This window comes from Neorickettsia risticii str. Illinois, assembly GCF_000022525.1.
Classification (GTDB): domain Bacteria; phylum Pseudomonadota; class Alphaproteobacteria; order Rickettsiales; family Anaplasmataceae; genus Neorickettsia; species Neorickettsia risticii.
The window spans coordinates 766,634-784,682 of record NC_013009.1; the positions used below are offsets into that span (position 1 = coordinate 766,634).

At 41.7% G+C, this 18,049-nt stretch carries 15 protein-coding genes and 1 tRNA gene; 10 read left to right on the plus strand and 6 right to left on the minus strand.

The features are described from left to right. Positions 1–28: 28 nt before the first annotated feature. Positions 29–1,153, plus strand: a complete 1,125-nt coding sequence (locus NRI_RS03520) for a branched-chain amino acid transport system II carrier protein (RefSeq protein WP_238522992.1) — start codon at positions 29–31, stop codon at positions 1,151–1,153. A 195-nt stretch (positions 1,154–1,348) separates the two neighbouring features. Then, positions 1,349–2,548, plus strand: coding sequence for an MFS transporter (locus NRI_RS03525; protein ID WP_015816661.1), 1,200 nt, complete (start codon positions 1,349–1,351; stop codon positions 2,546–2,548). Between the two features lie 8 nt (positions 2,549–2,556). On the opposite strand, the gene NRI_RS03530 is transcribed toward NRI_RS03525, so the two are convergent. After that, a complete protein-coding gene (locus NRI_RS03530) occupies positions 2,557–3,570 on the minus strand; it encodes a mechanosensitive ion channel family protein (protein ID WP_148205761.1) in 1,014 nt (337 codons plus the stop codon). A gap of 129 nt (positions 3,571–3,699) precedes the next feature. On the opposite strand from NRI_RS03530, the gene NRI_RS03535 reads away from it, so the two are divergent. The 3 genes from NRI_RS03535 to NRI_RS03545 all read left to right on the plus strand — a co-directional run bounded on the left by NRI_RS03535 (position 3,700) and on the right by NRI_RS03545 (position 5,832). Then, positions 3,700–3,776, plus strand: a tRNA-Asp gene (locus NRI_RS03535). A 166-nt stretch (positions 3,777–3,942) separates the two neighbouring features. Continuing rightward, complete coding sequence (locus NRI_RS03540) at positions 3,943–4,650, plus strand: class II aldolase/adducin family protein (protein ID WP_015816663.1); 708 nt, start codon at positions 3,943–3,945, stop codon at positions 4,648–4,650. Positions 4,651–4,662: 12 nt separating this feature from the next. Next, positions 4,663–5,832: an aspartate aminotransferase family protein gene (locus NRI_RS03545; protein WP_041351529.1), complete on the plus strand. Its 1,170-nt coding sequence runs from the start codon at positions 4,663–4,665 to the stop codon at positions 5,830–5,832. Positions 5,833–5,894: 62 nt separating this feature from the next. Here the strand turns inward: NRI_RS03545 and NRI_RS03550 are convergent, their stop codons facing one another. Then, positions 5,895–6,407 carry a peptidylprolyl isomerase gene (locus tag NRI_RS03550; RefSeq protein WP_238522993.1) on the minus strand — a complete coding sequence of 171 codons (513 nt, stop codon included), beginning with the start codon at positions 6,405–6,407 and terminating at the stop codon, positions 5,895–5,897. Between the two features lie 286 nt (positions 6,408–6,693). Next, positions 6,694–7,416: a phosphoribosylaminoimidazolesuccinocarboxamide synthase gene (gene purC, locus NRI_RS03555; RefSeq protein ID WP_015816665.1), complete on the minus strand. Its 723-nt coding sequence runs from the start codon at positions 7,414–7,416 to the stop codon at positions 6,694–6,696. A 313-nt stretch (positions 7,417–7,729) separates the two neighbouring features. Between purC and NRI_RS03560 the strand changes: the two genes are divergently transcribed. Continuing rightward, positions 7,730–8,332 carry a riboflavin synthase gene (locus NRI_RS03560; RefSeq protein WP_015816667.1) on the plus strand — a complete coding sequence of 201 codons (603 nt, stop codon included), beginning with the start codon at positions 7,730–7,732 and terminating at the stop codon, positions 8,330–8,332. Between the two features lie 104 nt (positions 8,333–8,436). Beyond that, entirely contained in the window at positions 8,437–9,237 is an 801-nt protein-coding gene (gene lgt, locus NRI_RS03565) for a prolipoprotein diacylglyceryl transferase (protein WP_015816668.1), read from the plus strand. Positions 9,238–9,279: 42 nt separating this feature from the next. On the opposite strand, the gene NRI_RS03570 is transcribed toward lgt, so the two are convergent. Next, positions 9,280–10,257, minus strand: coding sequence for a COX15/CtaA family protein (locus NRI_RS03570; RefSeq protein WP_041351657.1), 978 nt, complete (start codon positions 10,255–10,257; stop codon positions 9,280–9,282). 223 nt (positions 10,258–10,480) lie between these two features. Here NRI_RS03570 and rpmH point away from each other — a divergent pair, with 223 nt between their 5' ends. From rpmH to yidD, 3 genes are read left to right on the plus strand one after another with little or no spacing between them, the layout of a single operon-like run. Continuing rightward, positions 10,481–10,615, plus strand: a complete 135-nt coding sequence (rpmH, locus tag NRI_RS04140) for a 50S ribosomal protein L34 (protein ID WP_011452229.1) — start codon at positions 10,481–10,483, stop codon at positions 10,613–10,615. Further along, on the plus strand, positions 10,606–10,947 hold the full coding sequence (gene rnpA, locus NRI_RS04190) for a ribonuclease P protein component (RefSeq protein WP_148205731.1): 342 nt from the start codon (positions 10,606–10,608) through the stop codon (positions 10,945–10,947). Before rpmH ends, rnpA begins: the two co-directional genes overlap by 10 nt. A gap of 5 nt (positions 10,948–10,952) precedes the next feature. After that, the gene (yidD, locus tag NRI_RS04145; RefSeq protein ID WP_148205762.1) at positions 10,953–11,261 is read left to right on the plus strand and encodes a membrane protein insertion efficiency factor YidD; all 309 of its coding nucleotides are present in this window, start codon (positions 10,953–10,955) and stop codon (positions 11,259–11,261) included. Positions 11,262–11,273: 12 nt separating this feature from the next. Here the strand turns inward: yidD and NRI_RS03580 are convergent, their stop codons facing one another. Next, complete coding sequence (locus NRI_RS03580; protein WP_148205732.1) at positions 11,274–14,549, minus strand: type IV secretion system protein; 3,276 nt, start codon at positions 14,547–14,549, stop codon at positions 11,274–11,276. Then, complete coding sequence (locus NRI_RS03585; protein ID WP_041351660.1) at positions 14,533–18,039, minus strand: TrbL/VirB6 family protein; 3,507 nt, start codon at positions 18,037–18,039, stop codon at positions 14,533–14,535. Before NRI_RS03585 ends, NRI_RS03580 begins: the two co-directional genes overlap by 17 nt. Positions 18,040–18,049: the final 10 nt, after the last annotated feature.

Sequence of the window (18,049 nt, forward strand, 5' to 3'; positions counted from 1 at the left end):
AAATAACTATATGCTTGTCTCCAAACCAATGCAGGTCGCCATAGCTTCCTTAACTATCTTCGCGATTTTCTTCGGCGCGGGAAATCTCATATACCCAACTTTTGTTGGCCTAGAGACAAAAGGTAACTTCCTATATGGCTTTCTTGGATTTACATCTACAGGGGTCTTCCTACCACTATTAGGACTAGTAAGCATGATCAAGACAGGATGCAACACAGATGAATTTTTCTCCTTAGCGGGGAAGCAAGTCGGCATAGTGCTAGTAGTATTAATTCTCCTATTAATGGGACCACTCGGTGGAATCCCTAGGTGCATCATAGTTTCTTTCGAAGCACTCAAAGTTATGAGCAGTAGCATCCGTTTTCTCCATTTTAACTTACTTTTCGGCGCACTAACGTTTCTGCTTGTCCTACGTGATAGTGAAATTGTTCAGATCGTTGGTAAGTGGCTCACGCCGGCGTTGATACTGGGAATACTAGTCGTAGTAATCACTGGGATATCATCAAATCACGCAATGTCCGACGCTACACTTTCTGGATTTTCTTCATTCACATTTGCAGTCTTCGAGGGTTATCAAACAATGGACGCGTGCGCGGCAATTTTTTTCGCAAAAATCATACTGGATTACTTCAAAAAGGAAGTACCAGAAGGTAATGCTTTGAACTATTCTTTACTTTCCTCGATACTCGGCTTTTTCCTTTTAGGAATTGTGTACGCAGCGCTGCTTTTCTTGGGTGCAAAGTACGCAACTAATCTCAACGAAATACCAAAAGCAAGCTTATTCAACTCTCTAACATCTCTGGTTGCAGGCAAAGCGTCATCAGTGGTAGTAGCGTTTACTGTCTTTTTTGCTTGTCTTACAACTGTGATTGCGTTAGTACAATTGGTATCAAAATGGCTCACAGAGCGCACTGGCATTGACTTTAGGCTATCTGTTTGCGGAATTGTCATTTGTAGCATGATTTCTGCTTCGTTTGGATTTCGGGCTTTAACCACCTTTCTGGTGGGTATTTTGAGCTTACTTTATCCTGCTCTTATTGTACTCATCTTATGTAATCTGGCTTCTAGCAGTTCTCAGTACGTGCGCAAGTATTCTCCTACGATCTTCTGGCTCGTAGCGGCGGTCAGTGCATACGTAGGCATAGGACTGTGAAGCCACCAAAAATGATAAAAATATTAAAGACAGTGCCTTGATATTACTCCGAAAGAGATATTATCATGATCCCTACCAGTGGTTTCAAAAATAGGTGGCCTTTGGTACACCAAGAAGCAAGCTGCTTTCTGTGTTGTGAAGAGGGAACCTTTGTCGTTTTATCCGTGACTTCGTAACTTTTTTTATAGGTGATATATGGGAAATATCCTTCCGTGGCTAATAGCGACTTTGTTCTTCATGTACCAGTACATACTTCGTGTTCTGCCAAATATCGTAGTCGATGACATAATGACAAAGTTTGACATTTCGTCTGCCGTCCTGGGACAAGTAAGTGGACTCTATTATGTTGCATACACTTTGCTCCACATACCAGTGGGAATGATTCTGGACCGCGTTGGTGCTAGAACGGTGATTTTTGTTGCTGCTTTGTTAGTAGTCATCGGAATGCTGCCCCTGGTTTATACCTCATCTGTAGAGCTCTTGATCGTGGGGAAGTTCATTCTGGGTGGAGCATCTTCAGTTGGCATACTAGGACTGTTGAAAATCATCAGGGACCTTTTCGCACAAGAAAATTTCTCCTTCGTCTTAGGAATCTCAGTATCTGCTGCGTTGGTGGGGGCAATGTACGGTGGGCAGCCGTTGAATTACTGTATACATACATTTGGATGGTACAGTACATTCTCCATGCTTTTGATTGCAGGCCTTGCAATTGCGATTTCTGCTTATGTTTTTATTCCAGCAGGAGAGAAGAAGAGTAGTGAGAATGCAGCTGTAAAGACACTGTCAGAGCTTTTTTCGTTCAAGAAGTGGTTAGTTATTTCACTGATAGGTGGGTTGATGATAGGTCCTATGGAAGGTTTTGCGGATAATTGGGCAACCAAGTTCTTTGCTGTAGTTTATCCTAGCATTGCACCTTCAATGGCAGCTTTTCTACCGTCATTGATACTGTTAGGGGTGGCAGTTGGATCGCCGATTATAGGGTTGATAGTCGCACGTTTCAACAACTATTATTCGATGCTCACCTTTTGCGGAGGTGTGATGTTATTAGGCTTCCAGTTGTTGTTCTATGCACAACTACCGCTCAACTTGTTGTCCATTGTCCTGTTTGCGATAGGCATGGCTTGTTGCTACCAAACACTGGTAATACACCTTGCTTCTTGCATGGTGCCAAAAAATTGTGCGGGAACTGCTGCGGCATGTGCCAATATGATAATGATGGCTTTTGGGTACTTCTTTCACTCAACAATAAGCATTGTGATTGGAGGTGGCATAACAGATCCTGATAGAATCATAGCAGGTCTTTCGGTTATCACGTATTGCCTAGCAATTGCAGTCCTGGCTTTACCACTCTTCTGGAGGTTTTGCGCGAAAAACAAGAATCCGCTCTTAGACTAAAAGCCAGTTCAACGGCTGTCATAAAGGCACATCTCTGTTTCCGGGTACATAGCTTTGAGCCCCATTCTTCTTGCAGTTTCGAAGATTGCAAGAAGGATCTCTTGTCGAGTTGAGGAAAACTCTGTCCAAACCCTTGCTTTCGTGTATGCAATCAGCCTAACGGCAACCACTGAACTTCCTATCTTACTCACATTAAAAGTTGCCTTAAATTGTTGATTGAGCAGTTCGCTGTTCGCGAGAAACAAATCCACTTCCTTTGTAAATTGTGAAATCACCTCACTCTCAGGAAATTCAAATTTCAGGACTTCATCAATGCGTCTTGCAAGAACTTCACTCTCGTTTTGAATAACGATTGTCGAAAAAATTGCATTTGGGATATACATAGGTTTTTTCTCAAGGGTAATTACTCGGGTAAATCGCCAAGTGATTCTGTCAACCACCCCCATGATATTTCTGTCGCTCGAATAAATAAGGTCTCCGACTTTAAATGGCCGATCCAAAAGAATTGTTACAAATCCAAAAAAACTTGAAAACAAATCCTTCGAAGCTAAACCAATAACAACACCACCTATACCACCAACGGCCAAAATTCCACTGATATTGATATTAAGTTTGTCTAGCATCATTAAGCCTACTACCAATAGCAACGCACTTTTTGCAACCGTTGCAAGAACGTTAACCGCAAAAGAATAATTCTCTTCCTTCAATGCATAATGGTTTTCAGCAGTTTTGATTATTCGAATAAACACCCAACCAATACATCCAATAAGTGCAACTTCTAGTGTCATACATAGAGCCCAAAATCTCTCGTGAATGGTGGTACTCTTTAGAGAAAGTAAAAGACCACCTACAATCATCGCAACGAGCGTGGGGTATCTAATATTTTTAAGAAGACGAAAGAAAAGATGTTGTTCCGAACTTGATTGAATTTTCGAGCGGATCAAAGCATCACAAAATAGAATTGCCAATACCACCACTAAGGCAATGAAAATACCACCATATGCCTCAACAAAATTACCCATCACTCCAATATACCCCATAGACAATACCTCTCCATATTGACACCCTCTCTACACGTGTAATACTATCACCACTGGAGTGTGTAAGGCTACAATGTATGCGTTACCGCTTACTCTTCCTCAATTGTTTTTGGGGGTGTAGCTCAGTTGGTTAGAGTGCCGGTCTGTCACGCCGGAGGTCGCGAGTTCGAGTCTCGTCATCCCCGCCATTTTTTCGTAGGACCACAGCTTCGGGGGTTTGTTTATGACACTTCTCTTCGTAACAAGCTGTGATTAATAAGAAACGCTAATGATGGCATGAGTGAATTGAATCTACAGCACGGGTCTTGTGCCGTGTATAATCAGTTTACTTGTATGTGGTTTTATCATTAACCGATGCCTGATTTTACTCTAAAGAAGGACCTTTTGTACGCATACCGCATTATCGGGCATCTTGGTATGGATGATCTCACCTATACTCATATCACCGTCCGCCCAGAAGGTGCAGATTTCTTCTACATAGCAAAGTTCGGTGTTCTTTTTAATCAGGTCACTTTCGATGATTTGATCAAGGTCAGCTTGGACGGCGAAATTCTTGAGGGAAAAGAAGTCACATACAATAAAACAGCTTACACAATACACGGCTCAGTGTATAACAGCCGCAGTGATGTCAATGCCGTATACCACCTGCACACTCAGGCAAGTATTGTAGTCTCTGTTATGGAGTGTGGGCTCCTGCCACTTTCCCAATTTGCAATGCCCTTTTTTGAGAATATCTCGTATTACGAATACGATTCTCTCGCTTTAGACAAAGCGATCCAGGGAACAGATCTAGCTATGAGCCTTGGTTCTAACAAAGCAATGCTGATGCGTTCACATGGTTTGCTAACATGTGGTAACAACTTACAAGAGGCTCTTTTCTATACCAGATTTTTGGAGCAAGCTTGTAGAATCCAAGTTGCGGTTCTTTCTACGAAACAGAAATACATACTTCCGGGATCACATATATGTAGAAAGGCAAGACAGGATATGCTTACATTTGAGGAGAGATTGGGCGAACGCGATTGGAAAGCTCTCTCGAAGTTGTTGGAAGGGACGATCTGATTTATTAAGTCTATGTCTGCAATCCTAGGGTTTTCACGGAAATTTCCGGTAAAGATAGTACGAGCCAAAGGTATACACCTCTTCGACTCCAATGGAAAGCAGTACTGTGACTTCACAAGTGGTATCGCAACCGTCAACTTTGGGCATTGCAACGAATACATAAGCAAAAAAGTCAGTGAGCAAATCCATACGTTGTGGCACTGCTCGAATCTTTTTTCGAGTGAAATCCAAGAACGAACCGCAACAAAACTAATCAATGCAACAAGTTTTGGAGATAAGGTTTTCTTTTGCTCGTCTGGCTTAGAAGCAATAGAAGCAGCAGTCAAATTTATAAAACGATACTTTTATGAATGCGGTGACACAGCTAAAACCGAAATATTAACACTGAAAAATGGGTTTCACGGAAGGAGTGCTACTGGTATTTCAGCTGGTGGCACGGAGGAAGCACGTCGCGGGTTTGCACCTTTGTTAAAGGGATTCACACAGGTAGAAGCAAACAACGTGGATGAACTGAAAGCAAAGGTGAGTCATAATACAGCAGCAGTCATACTCGAACTTATACAGTCCGAGGGTGGAATCTACGAAATAACAAATGATTACCTAGAAAATTTACAGATACTAAGGGAGAAATTTGGATTTCTCTTATGTTTCGATGAAATACAAACAGGCTTCGGAAGAATAGGGCAGCTTTTTCACTATGAAAATCTCGGCGTAGAACCAGATTTACTCACGTGCGCGAAGGGAATGGGTAACGGATTTCCAGTAGGTGGATGTATAGTGAGCAAAGGTATTGCCTCTGTACTTCCACTTGGTACTCACGGGGGAACCTATTCGGGAAACGCGCTTGCCATGGCAGCTGTTGGTGCGACTTTGGATCTACTAGACAAAGAATTTCTAAGCAATGTGACAAAGATGTCAGAGTACCTCTCGAGCTCTCTAAGAGAGCTTGCAGCACTTCTTCCAGAGCAGATTATAGATATTAGAGGTAGAGGCTTACTCATGGGAGTAGAGATAGCTCAAAAAGTAGATACGTGGGATCTACTGCTTAAATGCTTAGAATCGGGACTGGCACTAAATCGCACGTCAAAAAAACAGGTTCTAAGGATTCTACCTCCCCTGATTGTAGAAAAAAGTAATATAGACTTCGCGGTCGAAGTGCTTTACAAGCACCTGAAAAGTTAGGAGATTGAACAAACAGCCGTGGCTTACTAGCGAATCTCACTCTTCTCTATTTGATGTCATAGCTACGACACCTGCCAACAATCCAATATCTTGATAATTCTTGACGGTCTCCCGTTACTGGAACCATAACTTTCTATTTTTCTCACAACCGACATTCCCCTAACAACCTGTCCAAAAACAACGTGTTTACCATCCAACCAGGGAGTCTCTACTGTAGTAATAAAAAACTGTGATCCATTGGTATTTGGACCACGGTTGGCCATGGAAACCTTTCCGGGACCAGTATGCTTTATGACAAAGTTTTCATCGGGAAAAACATCATTGTTGTATATCGAGTGGCCACCCGTACCATTACCTCGAGTAAAGTCACCGCCTTGTATCATAAAGGAAGGTATTATCCTATGAAACACAGAACCTTTGTAGCCAAACCCATTCTCACCCGTACAGAGTTGAAGAAAGTTTTCTGCAGTTTTAGGTACTACGTCCGCTGCAAGCTCAATCTCTATTTCACCCAACATCTCAGCGCCAGCACCTATCTCGAGACGTACTACGGGATTTGCGTTCTTCTCTCTCATTTGCTGAACCTTATGGAAACTTACGTGCTCGGGATACGATAACACACTCTCTTGAGACTGCAGGAACACTATAGAAGCATACGAGCAACGAATGCCACAAAAAAACAGAACAAACGCAGTGATAGTTGCTACACTCGCCCTCGTCATACTCTAGAATTGAAAGTATCATATGGTAGTACTCGCAATTAAATAAAAAGCTATTAATAGAAAAGCCAGACAACGAAGAGCCTATAACAGTATTTATCCATACATGGAGCTGTAAAGTTTAGCTGCCTTGACGCAGTAATCAGAATGAACCATTCAGAATACCTAAACGTCTGGCAACCTCTCTGTAGTACTTACTTACTCCGCCTAAATCCTTTCTGAAGCGATCTTTATCCATTTTTTCTTTTGTGCCAGTGTCCCAAAAACGACAAGTATCCGGACTAATTTCATCAATTAGAATAATCTGCTCATCATAGAAACCAAATTCAAGCTTCAGGTCCACAAGTGTGATACCGGCGGAGGACAACGAACCACTTAGAAAATCATTTATTCTCCATGCCATGACTTTCATTTCCTCTATCTCGGACTGTCTGAGCCAATTAAATGAAAGAATGTGATCGTCAGTAACCATCGGATCTCCAAGAGAGTCACTTTTGTAATATGTCTCTATCAGCGGAGCATCAAGGGTCATGCCCTCTTCCAAACCGAGCCTTTTTGCAAGACCACCCGCAACTATATTTCGTACGACGACTTCAATGGGTATTAATTCCGCTTTTTTTACAAGCTGCTCTCTCATGTTCAGCACTTTCACAAAATGTGTCTTAATTCCAACATTTTGCAGATTTTGCATGAAGAAGGCCGATATATAGTTATTAATTACTCCCTTACCTGGAATAACAGAATGTTTCTGATTATTATAAGCCGTAACATCATCCTTAAAATGCTGCGTTACAAGGTTAGGATTGTCAGGAAAACTAAACAGTATCTTAGCTTTCCCTTCGTAGATTTTTCGCCTTTCCCTCATTGTCAACCCAACACTCAAAGACCCCAAAAAGTACCAGGATTATAGCATAAAGCAATCTACTTAACGATGTAGAGAAAGTTTATTTTGACTTTGACTACCAGATATGAGTCTAAAGTGAGTCCTTCCTTTATAAAACAAACGTTTGATCGCAAATCCATACTATTCTCAGAAACATAAGAAGCAAGATATGACGTATGGTTTGGACTGGTTTCAATTCTATCTTTCCCTTTTAGTGAGAGTATAGTGTGGACAAACTTCCATTGTGTACTCAGAATGGAAATGTCGCCTATGGCTGGTTTTGAACGACGAAGTTATGTTTAAGGGAATAGTGCAAACACTAGGTTTAGTGACAAAGTTAAGCATGAGGGATAGAGAAATTTGCCTTGTAGTTGATGCAAAAGAATTGGCACAGAATGTGGAACTCGGTTCTTCTGTAGCATGTAATGGTGTTTGTCTCACAGTAACTTCCATCACCAACACAGAACTAGAATTCTATGTCTCTCAGGAAACATTTAGTAGAACGAATTTCCATGCACTTGAGGAAGGTTCGAAGGTAAACTTGGAAACTTCTCTGAGGATTGGTGATACACTCGACGGACATTTTGTACAGGGCCATGTTGATGAAACTACTACAATTACTGCAATAGAAAAAACTGGTGAATCACACGTTTTCACGTTTGCCCTTACAGAAGGGATTTCACCGTTTATAACGTACAAGGGTAGCGTCTGCATCGACGGTACCTCTCTCACGGTTAACGAAGTATTTGAAAATAAGTTTAGTGTCAACATCATTCCATATACTTGGAGTCACACTATTTTTCACAGCAACAAAGTTGGCGATAAGGTCAATGTGGAGAGCGATTTGTTAGCTCGCTACCTAAAACGATTGTTCGAGCATAGCAGACTTGTGGTATAGCACCGTTACATCTGTACGTGATGGTGCGGGATCGCCACTTATACTTGATTTCTCCTCTATTTAGGCTTACTAACTTCACTCTGTAATGACTCGACTCACACTCGGTGACATGTTCCATAGTTTTACCGTATCTTGACCCAGTTGCCTTTTCTTTTGGCCCTATTACGGTGAGATGGTACGCCTTTGCATATATTTTTGGTATAGTCTACGGTTATCTTTTTGTTTCGAAGCACTCGAATCTTACATGCAAGGAGCTAGATAGTCTTTTTTACTACACCACACTGGGAATAATCTTTGGTGGTAGACTGGGCTATGTCGTTTTTTATAATTCGACCTATTACATCGCAAATCCACTTGAAATATTGATGCTGTGGCGTGGAGGTATGTCATTTCACGGTGGCCTTCTCGGACTGATACTAGCGCTGTTTCTTTTCTCGTGTCAGCACTTGTACAAATTTTTCTACCTTACAGATTTAATTACTCCCACTGCAAGCCTAGGTATTTTTCTTGGAAGGATCGGGAACTTCGTGAATGCGGAACTATATGGTAGACCAACAACGCGTAGTTGGGGTGTCATTTTCCCAAATGGTGATGGTCTCCCTAGGCACCCAGTACAGCTCTATGAGGGATTCCTTGAAGGGTTTCTCCTTTTCTTAGCTATGCAACTACTCTTCTTCAAGACACCTATCTTGAAATACCCTGGAATGCTATCCGGAATCTGGCTCAGCTTATATGGCTCGACAAGGATGATTCTAGAGAATTTTAGGGAACCAGATCCTCAAATTGGTTATTTCTTTCACTTTGTTACTATGGGACAAATTCTGTCTTTGCCTATGATAGGAATGGGCATTGCGATGATTTTAATCGCGACAAAGACGTTCAAGGAGTATGTCCCAGGTAACTGAGACTCAGCGGCCCTTCGGCACAGATCTTGACAATACGGAATTCTATCCGGACCGCACCCTCAAAAAGGAAACACAAATACCAAGCAGAATGAAAGCCATTATTTGATGCAGCAATGCAATATCAATTGGTATATGGAAAAGCAGCGTTAGAACACCGAAAAACATTTGCAGCAACATCATTGATGCCACCAAAAAAACTCTCGCACGAAACGCTCTATCGTAAAAGAATGAAATTACAAGACATATAAGACACACAAAGGTCAACAGGAAACCATTCATTCTATGCAAAAACTGCACAGCAACTGGATCATCGAACCACTTTAAACTTACTTTATGAAATATCTCAGCAGGAAAAAATTCTCCATTCATCAGAGGAAATGTACTGCATATGAGGCCAGCTTTCAGCCCAGCTACAAGGCCTCCAAGTACAATTTGCATACTCAAGAGGAACATAAGTGAGCACCCAACTAGGTACCATTTGAACAGTGGTCCCTCGATTACTGTCGGTGATAGAAATTCGTAGACCAACACCATGAAAAGTAAAGATGCACAAAAAAGATGCAAAGCAAGTCTATAGTGACTAACGGCTGGCACATCTAACAAACCGCTTTTAACCATGTACCACCCAACAAATCCTTGTATTAGTCCCAGGATCAAAGCAAAGCATAACCTCAATTGGGACTCCCTACCTAGATTACCTACAACGAAAAAATAAACCAAACCTATAAAGAAAACTAACCCCAGTATCCTTCCAACAAGCCGGTGAAAATATTCTACCAAGTAAATGAACTGAAACTCAGCGTAGGAAATGGAAAAGTGACGTACTTTATACTCAGGAGTATTTTTGTACTTATCAAACTCCTTCTGCCATGCATTCTTGCTAAGTGGTGGAATCACTCCAGTTACTGGCTTCCATTCAGTAATTGATAATCCAGACTCAGTTAATCTCGTGAAACCACCAATTGACACCATTGACAATATCAGAAGTATACAGACAGCAAGCCATGTTCTATAAGACATTGCAATCACACTCTTTAGCAACTTCAACACGGCAATGATCACATAAAACTGTGCAATGAAAAAGTTCGTATATACAAATACTGAAGGAGAAGCAGGCTCTTAAAACTAAATTCGATAAAAAAAGCGAATGAGTAGTTTTGAGTTGGATTAATGAAGACGTTGAAACCATTCATGAATACGTAGTACAATCCACCTTATTGTGTTCCTGCTGTTGGAGCTAGAAATGAAGAGGACTTATCAACCAAGTAAAATAGTACGTAAAAGACGGCATGGATTTAGAGCTCGTATGGCGAGCAAAAGTGGCAGAGCTATAATCAATAATAGGAGAAGAAAGGGTAGACACGTCTTGTGCGCTTAAGAGGAGTCAGAACTCTTTCTGGCAGGACGTTTCGGTACTATCAATGTAACAGCTTTGGCTGTCGTTCTGGGAGTGTTCTGCTACTTGTATCGCGCGGGACAACCGTGGAGCCTATGGTGGGGTTTATAGTGACAAAAAAGGTCGGTTCTGCGGTTAAGCGGAATAAGGTTCGCAGAAAATTACGTGCATTGCTTCCTTTTCTTATCTCCATGAAGAAACTGCTGAACCGTGCTTATATATTCATTCCCTCACCTGCGTCTGTGTTTTCCGACTTTTCAGCAATAAGGGAGGATGTGTTGTCTTGTCTGGAGAGGGCAGGTCGCTCGCATTAGCTATGATGCTGTCCATCTTTGCCTTTGTTTTTTGCTGCGTCCTGTTGTATCTGCAAAACGGCAGAGGCTTTTTCGCCAGTCTCGCGGTACTTGCGATTACTTTCTATAAGTATGCAATATCACCGCTGAAACCACGATGTTGTATATACGAACATACTTGTTCGGAATACGCATTGGAAATGTTAAAGACACATCCCCTACCAAAGGCTATATTCCTCTCTCTCAAGCGTCTTTTGAGCTGTCACCCGTTTGTGCAGCATAAATTCCAACAAAACTGTACAAGGAAGACTTTTAATAAGCACCTCCCGAAATAGTACTATTAGGTATTATTCCTCGGGTTTTTCCTCAGTTTCAGTAACCTGGCCTGGCAATTTCCGCCCTTTACGTTTCCTCGTAGACTTCTTGGCTTGCTTTTCTCCTGAAGTAACACTATGCAAAGGATCTTCAGATGTACTTTGTCTGTCTGCAGCACCTTTCATAAGGGAGGCAAAAATATTTTCACCATCCTGAGTGACATTAGAAAACGCAGAAGCAGTGTTTCCTGTGTCGGAACCTTGAGTAATATCTTGTCCCATTCTACCATGGGACGCTGACTCGAGACGGGTTTCATCAGTACTCATATCTTCAGGTAATCTTCCTGAAACATCAGACGTACCAATTTCTTCCCCTGCGGAATCACGAGGCGTTTCTTCTACAGCGGTTCGAGGTGTTAATTCTGGAGACATCTCATCAGTACTCATATCTTCAGGTAATCTTCCTGAAACATCAGACGTACCAATTTCTTCCCCTGCGGAATCACGAGGCGTTTCTTCTACAGCGGTTCGAGGTGTTAATTCTGGAGACGTTTCATCAGTATTAACAAATTCAGGAAGCTCCAACGAAATATCAGGAGTTGTGTTTTCGAATTCGATCTCGCTATATGAAGGAGGTAATGAATTAGGATGATGTGATAGATTTTCATTAGCGTCTGAACTTTTATCTATCGAAAGATCATTCTCAGTAAAACTAGAGAAATCAGCAGTTGGCTTTTCATTCCGTTTTACATCATCCACGCGTTCCGGTAATTTCTCACGTTGAATGCCAAGATAGTAATCATGAATTTTTTCCCGTTCACAGACGTAGAGTTTATGTAAACCACCAAAAAGACTTTCCTCCTTTGCTCCAACGAAATACTTATCCGACATGTGTTTAAGACCACCAAAAAGCATTTTTATTCCTGGTGAATCACTTAAATCCCTAGTACCTACAACCGATACAAGATGGTACCCAATGAGAGCCTGTGTATAGTTGATTTGCCTAAAGGCTTTTTTCTCATAATAGTGATCACTGAGCTCTGAATTCACACCCAAGAGATAACCTGTACCCTTGACTATACCACTGGAGACGTCACCGACAGTTGAGAGTACTTTCATTGTGGTTTCACCCAAGTTTGTCTCGTTTAATTTGGCTGCGATAGTCTCACCAACACGACTTCTGAGAGAAGCAATATCATCTATACCGCTGCGTACTCTACTAAGCACAGGAAGCTTGTCGGCAAGCGCACCTATAATCATTTTTCCAGCTCTGTAGAGTCCACCTATACCATCCTGAGCAGCATAAGCACCACCTATCACAGCTTGGAATGGTGATGCACCAACGAGCGCCGCCCCTATAGACTGACAAAGGTCCCTCATGTGGAACATAATCACCGAAAGAAGCAACAGAACAAACACCTCGGCCATATCAAGCAGGCCAGAATCAGACTCTCTTATCTCCTCTATCCGCTCCCAATCTGCTCCTTTCCCAGCAAAACCAGCAATCCTGCAATCAGCATTGCTAATTTGTGGATCATAGAATGGATAATCAACAAATCTACAACCTTTTTCTTTGTAATAAGGTGGTATATCAATCACTTTTGCACCACCAGTAAACTCAACTCGTTTACTCTCCCACATGTGAGTTATACTGAGCGGCATAAACTTCTGCCCAGGTGTCCAAGCGTAAACGGAAACATTAAATGGAAAAACCCAGAACTTGTTGCAACAGACCGTGTAACCTGTGTTTCTATAAAATTGGTCCTTTATCATTGCTGAAAACAGCGAAACTACAGTAAAGATCATTATCGCTTGGAAACAGAAACTCAGTGCCTGGGTAAACCAGTTATCGAAAGTATGTTTAAGCTGTCCGAATAGCATTCCCAAAAATAGAATTGGCATCAAAACAATCAACACCGATATCCCTACGAGGGCGGTTATGTAAACAACAAAAGCATATGCAACAAGTACAACGTAGATTACCAGTATAAAGAAAAGGATTAACCACCAAAAAACTCCCAATGGATACGCAAGTAGGATCGCCTTGACTTTTGTCGAAACGAGCATCTTGAACAAAATGTTCACGGTATCATCAAGAAAAGCAAAAGGTCGATCTGGCTGGTAACCAGCACCAGTATGAGAATTTACCACTGCTATGACTTCATTTAGTCCATCTATAAACAGACGGAACAAATTGTTATAGAAAAAATCCCAGCTACTCGGAGAAATTAGCTGAAGAATAATTGCCATTTTTAAAACTTTTATCAGTAACTCACTTGGCGGACTTTCAGACATTCCCATAAGGAACCTAAGACCTGTGAGAACAATCATCAGAACTATTAGCGCCTTCACTAATGAAACATAGTCGTTATTAGACGTAATGGCCCTGTATATCGCCTCGTTCTGTCCGGTAAGAAGATCCTGTAGCGTGGAACGTACACTCTCAAAAAATTTTGCAGTATTTTTTGGATCAACCACTCCTGTACGAAATTCCAGAGAATAACCACCCATGTTATTCTGGTAGAACACGTCCATAAGTTTGTAGTAGATTCTCCAGTCAGGTTCCAATTTTAAACGCGTGCAATCGCTTGTAAAAACCGACTTTATAGTAATATTATCGCCCGTGTATCCAACGTGGATTGTTGGAGAAGATGGATTTGCAATGGAGGAAAAAGTAGTATTAGGATTCGGATCACCAGGACGGTGAAAAAGTAGATACAATCCATACCCCTTTTCTAATATGCATCCAGACTCGGAAAATTTAGGATCTATTTTTGCACCGTTAATCAAGCAACCTGTTGTAATATCGGTCATTTGTGCTGGCAAGTAGGTGCAGGACTGGTTTGGAAAATTCCTCCTAAATTCTTCACTAGCTCCATTCAAAGCGTCGTAGTCAATGTCTCCACAACGGAAAACCTTTTGTATTTCGTCCTTAGAAAAACGGAGCGCGCTACGCGCAGGCATAAACAACCACCGTCCCTCCACATTCAAAGTGATTGGTTCACCCGAAGTAACATAACCGGAATCCTCCCAGCGCATCAGCTGCTTGCCTGAAGTATTGTCCTCTAAACCAAGCAGTGCTGCATCTGACTTAAGAAGTGGGCTATCACGCTCAATTAACGCGGAAGCACTTGACTTAGGTATACCAAAATCGTCTGCTGCTATACATCTTGGACACACATTTTCACATTTTTCACAGCCAGACAGTAAAAACAGTCCAAATATGAGTACAAGAACGCGCTTCAAAGCATTCGGATAGTATCGTGTTACACAATTACTTACTTTTGCTACCCTAATCTTTTTCATCATCACCTACCTGACTCTGGATATGAGTTTCATCATCCGGTTCAGCACCCTCTTTATTAGAGTTTGTGTTCTCCACTGCTAGAGAAGTTTGTGAACTGTCTTCTTTACTTTCTCCTCCAGAAGGACCTAGCAAAGTATAAGGATCTTGATCACCCACCTCAGCGTAAATGTGCTCTTCATCAGGAGGACCTCCTTCGTAAATAGGATTAGGTATACTTCCTTCATCAGGCCTGCTCCCAGGAGCACCAGCTAAACTGTAAGGACTCTGATTACGCACATCATCTATTTCAGCGTAAATGTGCTCTTCACGAGGAGAACTTCCTTCGTAGATAGGATTAGGTATATTTCCTTCATCAGGCCTGCTCCCAGGAGCACCAGCCAGACTATAGGTGCCCTGACTCCCACTTGTATCAGTCTGCACTCCACTACTCATGACGGAAGCATTGGACAATTCTTCATTGTTCAAAGGTGCAGACTTCATATTCGGATCTTCGGAAGAATCCTTTAAAGAACTACGCTCCGCTTTCTCCAGTGTATCGTCTGTACCTGAAGGTACTTTTTCAGCATCCTCAGTAACCTCCAACGTAATACTACGTCGGCTACGAGCACGTGATCTAAGTGCGTGCCCTATTTCGGACTGAGTTGCATCATCCAAACCAACAACAGATAACATAGCTTGATATGCAGCATGACCTGCATCGGAGGGACTACCACCGCCTGTAACACCGGTATAACCCATCATTGTACCAGTGATCATGTCCACCATAGAATCCGTTATCTTCAGGAAGCTCTTCATAGAGTGAGCCACCAAAAGAAAAACAATCACTGAAACCAATGATACGGGAAGACCCATGAAACCAGAACTAGCACTCCCTGGAATAAGAGAACGGTCTAAAACACCCATTCCGGCATCAAATCCTATAGGTATGAGCGAACTGATAATGCACAAGTCACTCCCGAATATATCTGTGGAAACAACGCAACCAGAACAGACACCAAAATTATTCACTTCGTATAACGTTGCCATCATTACTGCATTTAATAACGCGAGGGTTCCAAAAATAAAAATTGGGCGCAAAGCGAAAGAGATCAACATTTTGAGCCAACCCTCAAACAAAGGTTTCGTTCTTTGGAAAATCAAGAAAGCTATAAAGATAGGTGCTAATAAAAAAAGTAAACCTGTCGCAATCAATATCATGAGATAGATCACCATTGCCTCGATGATGCAACTGAAAAAGAGGAATACACCCCACAGTATGATTGACATGACAAGCCAACCTACAGGACCTGAAAGAAAAAGAGCTAGCATCCTTAACCAAAACTGGTTTGTTATTATCACACCAACAGTTCTATCTAGAAATTCAAATGTGCTATCCGGAGAATATTTCCCACTTAGGCTGCCAGTGAAATAGTAGATGAGCTCATTGGAAGAATTAACAAAAAGGTCAAAAATTGTTTCGCCAAAAAACTTCCAGCTATAGTCGCTCACTAAGAGCAAAATGAATGCTATCTTCATCACCCGCAGTACAACATCTGACTTTGGATCTCTGATTATCCCAAGTAGAAAGGACAGCCCATAAGTGACAAGGTAAAGCACTATCAATGCCCGAACAGCAGGTGCAATTTTCCCAACAATTGCACTATAAATTTGTACCACTACTCCTGTTGCCTCAGGTTTACCATACGGATCTTTTTGACCCTTCCCATAAAACAGTTTTACGATTGCATGGTAGATCGTGTTAAAAGGACCGGAGAAGTTTGGGTACCACTGTTCTTGCACTATGCTGACCGTATATTTGTTATCTTCACTAGGAAGGTATTTTCCCGTTTTTACGGCTTTCACCAAACTACTATCAGTAGCTCCTGCTATACCAAAATAGACGTTTCCACTCCCGTTAAAAGAAAGACTGTAAGTACTTGGGTTGATATCTTGCGGGTTAACAACTGCCCTCTTCGGAGTACCAGTATTGAAGCGAAGTTCGTGCGCGTTTGGATGCGTAGTACCAGGCGCAACACTTGGCGGACTATCACCAATATAGACATAAAGTTTTTCCCCATTTTGGTACGAGCAACTTTTCCGAACTCTTACACGGTAACCTGAATATACAGAATTTTTTGAAGAACCTTCTTTACCTGCAATCCCAAGAAGCAGCGGACTTCCTCCAGTGATACTGCGCGGAATGGTAAACCATGTATTCAACTCCAATGATGGTACAGATCCACCATACTCATCAACATTAATACATTTTTTTATCCTATTACCGTAAAGAATGGTTTCTTCCGTACCAATGTTATAAATACACAACTGAGCTTCATCATCACTTCGCAATAGTGCGGACTTATTTCCGCCAGCTTTACCTATTTTCGCAACAAGTAAATCAGCCCATGCCTTCTCTAAATCTGACTTGTTCCTTGTGTGTGCACGGAAGCAAGGATTTAAATTATCAAAATCCTCATCGTACCTAATACTATAGATTCCATCTTTATACACACCATCCGAAACAAAATTTCCGCACATTTTGTTTACCTTGTACGTCTCAAACCTTTTAAGGTTTCCTTCATCCTTTTTCGAATCACAAGAATCCTTATACTTGTATTCCCAGCTTATCTTCCTTCCTTTACGAATTTCTTCGGGGTCAACTTGACTCTTGAAACCAACATCACAAAATGTTTCATCAGACAAAATATGTGGAACAATGACCCGCATATCGACCGCAGCTGCCTCTATCCACTTGGCACTACCACCTCCAACTATGACCCTATTGCTTCTTGGGGTATAGCCGTTTCCAACAAGAGATGAATTCAATAACTCCCCCTTCAACGAAGGAGGAAGAAACACTTGCAACTTATGCTCACCCCTTTGTATACGAACCTCTCCACCAGCTTTGCATATAGCAACTGGATCCGCATCATCTCCAGAAACAAGTTGTATCTTTTTACCTTTTACGTCTTTAAAATCTTCCTTGTTGTACCAGGAAAACCCAAGTGGTATGTTGTCGCAATCCACTAGATTGACACTGACTACGGGAATCAACTCAAAGAGCACCTTGTCTCCTGGTGAAACTTCTAGATAAGTATCAACATAGTACCTTTGTAAAGTTGTTGACGATTTCTCACATAGAGGTTCCTTATTCTTAACATCCAAAAGGTCTGATGGGTTATGTATGCCTGGAGGAACACCATCTGCACAAGATCTGTTACTTACATCGATTACTTGACAATTCCACTCGGGACACATTTCAAATTCCTTTTTATTGAAAAGTTTCCCACATAGGTCTATGTCACCAATGACACTGAGAGGTACTTCTTCACCTTCTCTAATTTTGATACCTGAATCTACCCACAACGTGCTAGGCTTGGAAGGATCCATACCCTCCATATAGGCGGGTACAATGACACTTGTAAAGTTTGCGTTTACACCATCACCAGGATAGATGCACTCAACGTCACAAGCGCTTAAAAGAAACAATAAACCCAGGACTACTCTACGCATAAATACCCCA

Coding starts and splice junctions, on each gene's coding strand:
- NRI_RS03520 (WP_238522992.1), top strand. CDS start 29: ATGCAGGTCGCCATAGCTTCCTTAACTATCTTCGCGATTTTCTTCGGC.
- NRI_RS03525 (WP_015816661.1), top strand. CDS start 1,349: ATGGGAAATATCCTTCCGTGGCTAATAGCGACTTTGTTCTTCATGTAC.
- NRI_RS03530 (WP_148205761.1), bottom strand. CDS start 3,570: ATGGGTAATTTTGTTGAGGCATATGGTGGTATTTTCATTGCCTTAGTG.
- NRI_RS03540 (WP_015816663.1), top strand. CDS start 3,943: ATGCCTGATTTTACTCTAAAGAAGGACCTTTTGTACGCATACCGCATT.
- NRI_RS03545 (WP_041351529.1), top strand. CDS start 4,663: ATGTCTGCAATCCTAGGGTTTTCACGGAAATTTCCGGTAAAGATAGTA.
- NRI_RS03550 (WP_238522993.1), bottom strand. CDS start 6,407: ATGAGAGAGAAGAACGCAAATCCCGTAGTACGTCTCGAGATAGGTGCT.
- purC (WP_015816665.1), bottom strand. CDS start 7,416: ATGAGGGAAAGGCGAAAAATCTACGAAGGGAAAGCTAAGATACTGTTT.
- NRI_RS03560 (WP_015816667.1), top strand. CDS start 7,730: ATGTTTAAGGGAATAGTGCAAACACTAGGTTTAGTGACAAAGTTAAGC.
- NRI_RS03570 (WP_041351657.1), bottom strand. CDS start 10,257: ATGTCTTATAGAACATGGCTTGCTGTCTGTATACTTCTGATATTGTCA.
- rpmH (WP_011452229.1), top strand. CDS start 10,481: ATGAAGAGGACTTATCAACCAAGTAAAATAGTACGTAAAAGACGGCAT.
- yidD (WP_148205762.1), top strand. CDS start 10,953: ATGCTGTCCATCTTTGCCTTTGTTTTTTGCTGCGTCCTGTTGTATCTG.
- NRI_RS03580 (WP_148205732.1), bottom strand. CDS start 14,549: ATGATGAAAAAGATTAGGGTAGCAAAAGTAAGTAATTGTGTAACACGA.
- NRI_RS03585 (WP_041351660.1), bottom strand. CDS start 18,039: ATGCGTAGAGTAGTCCTGGGTTTATTGTTTCTTTTAAGCGCTTGTGAC.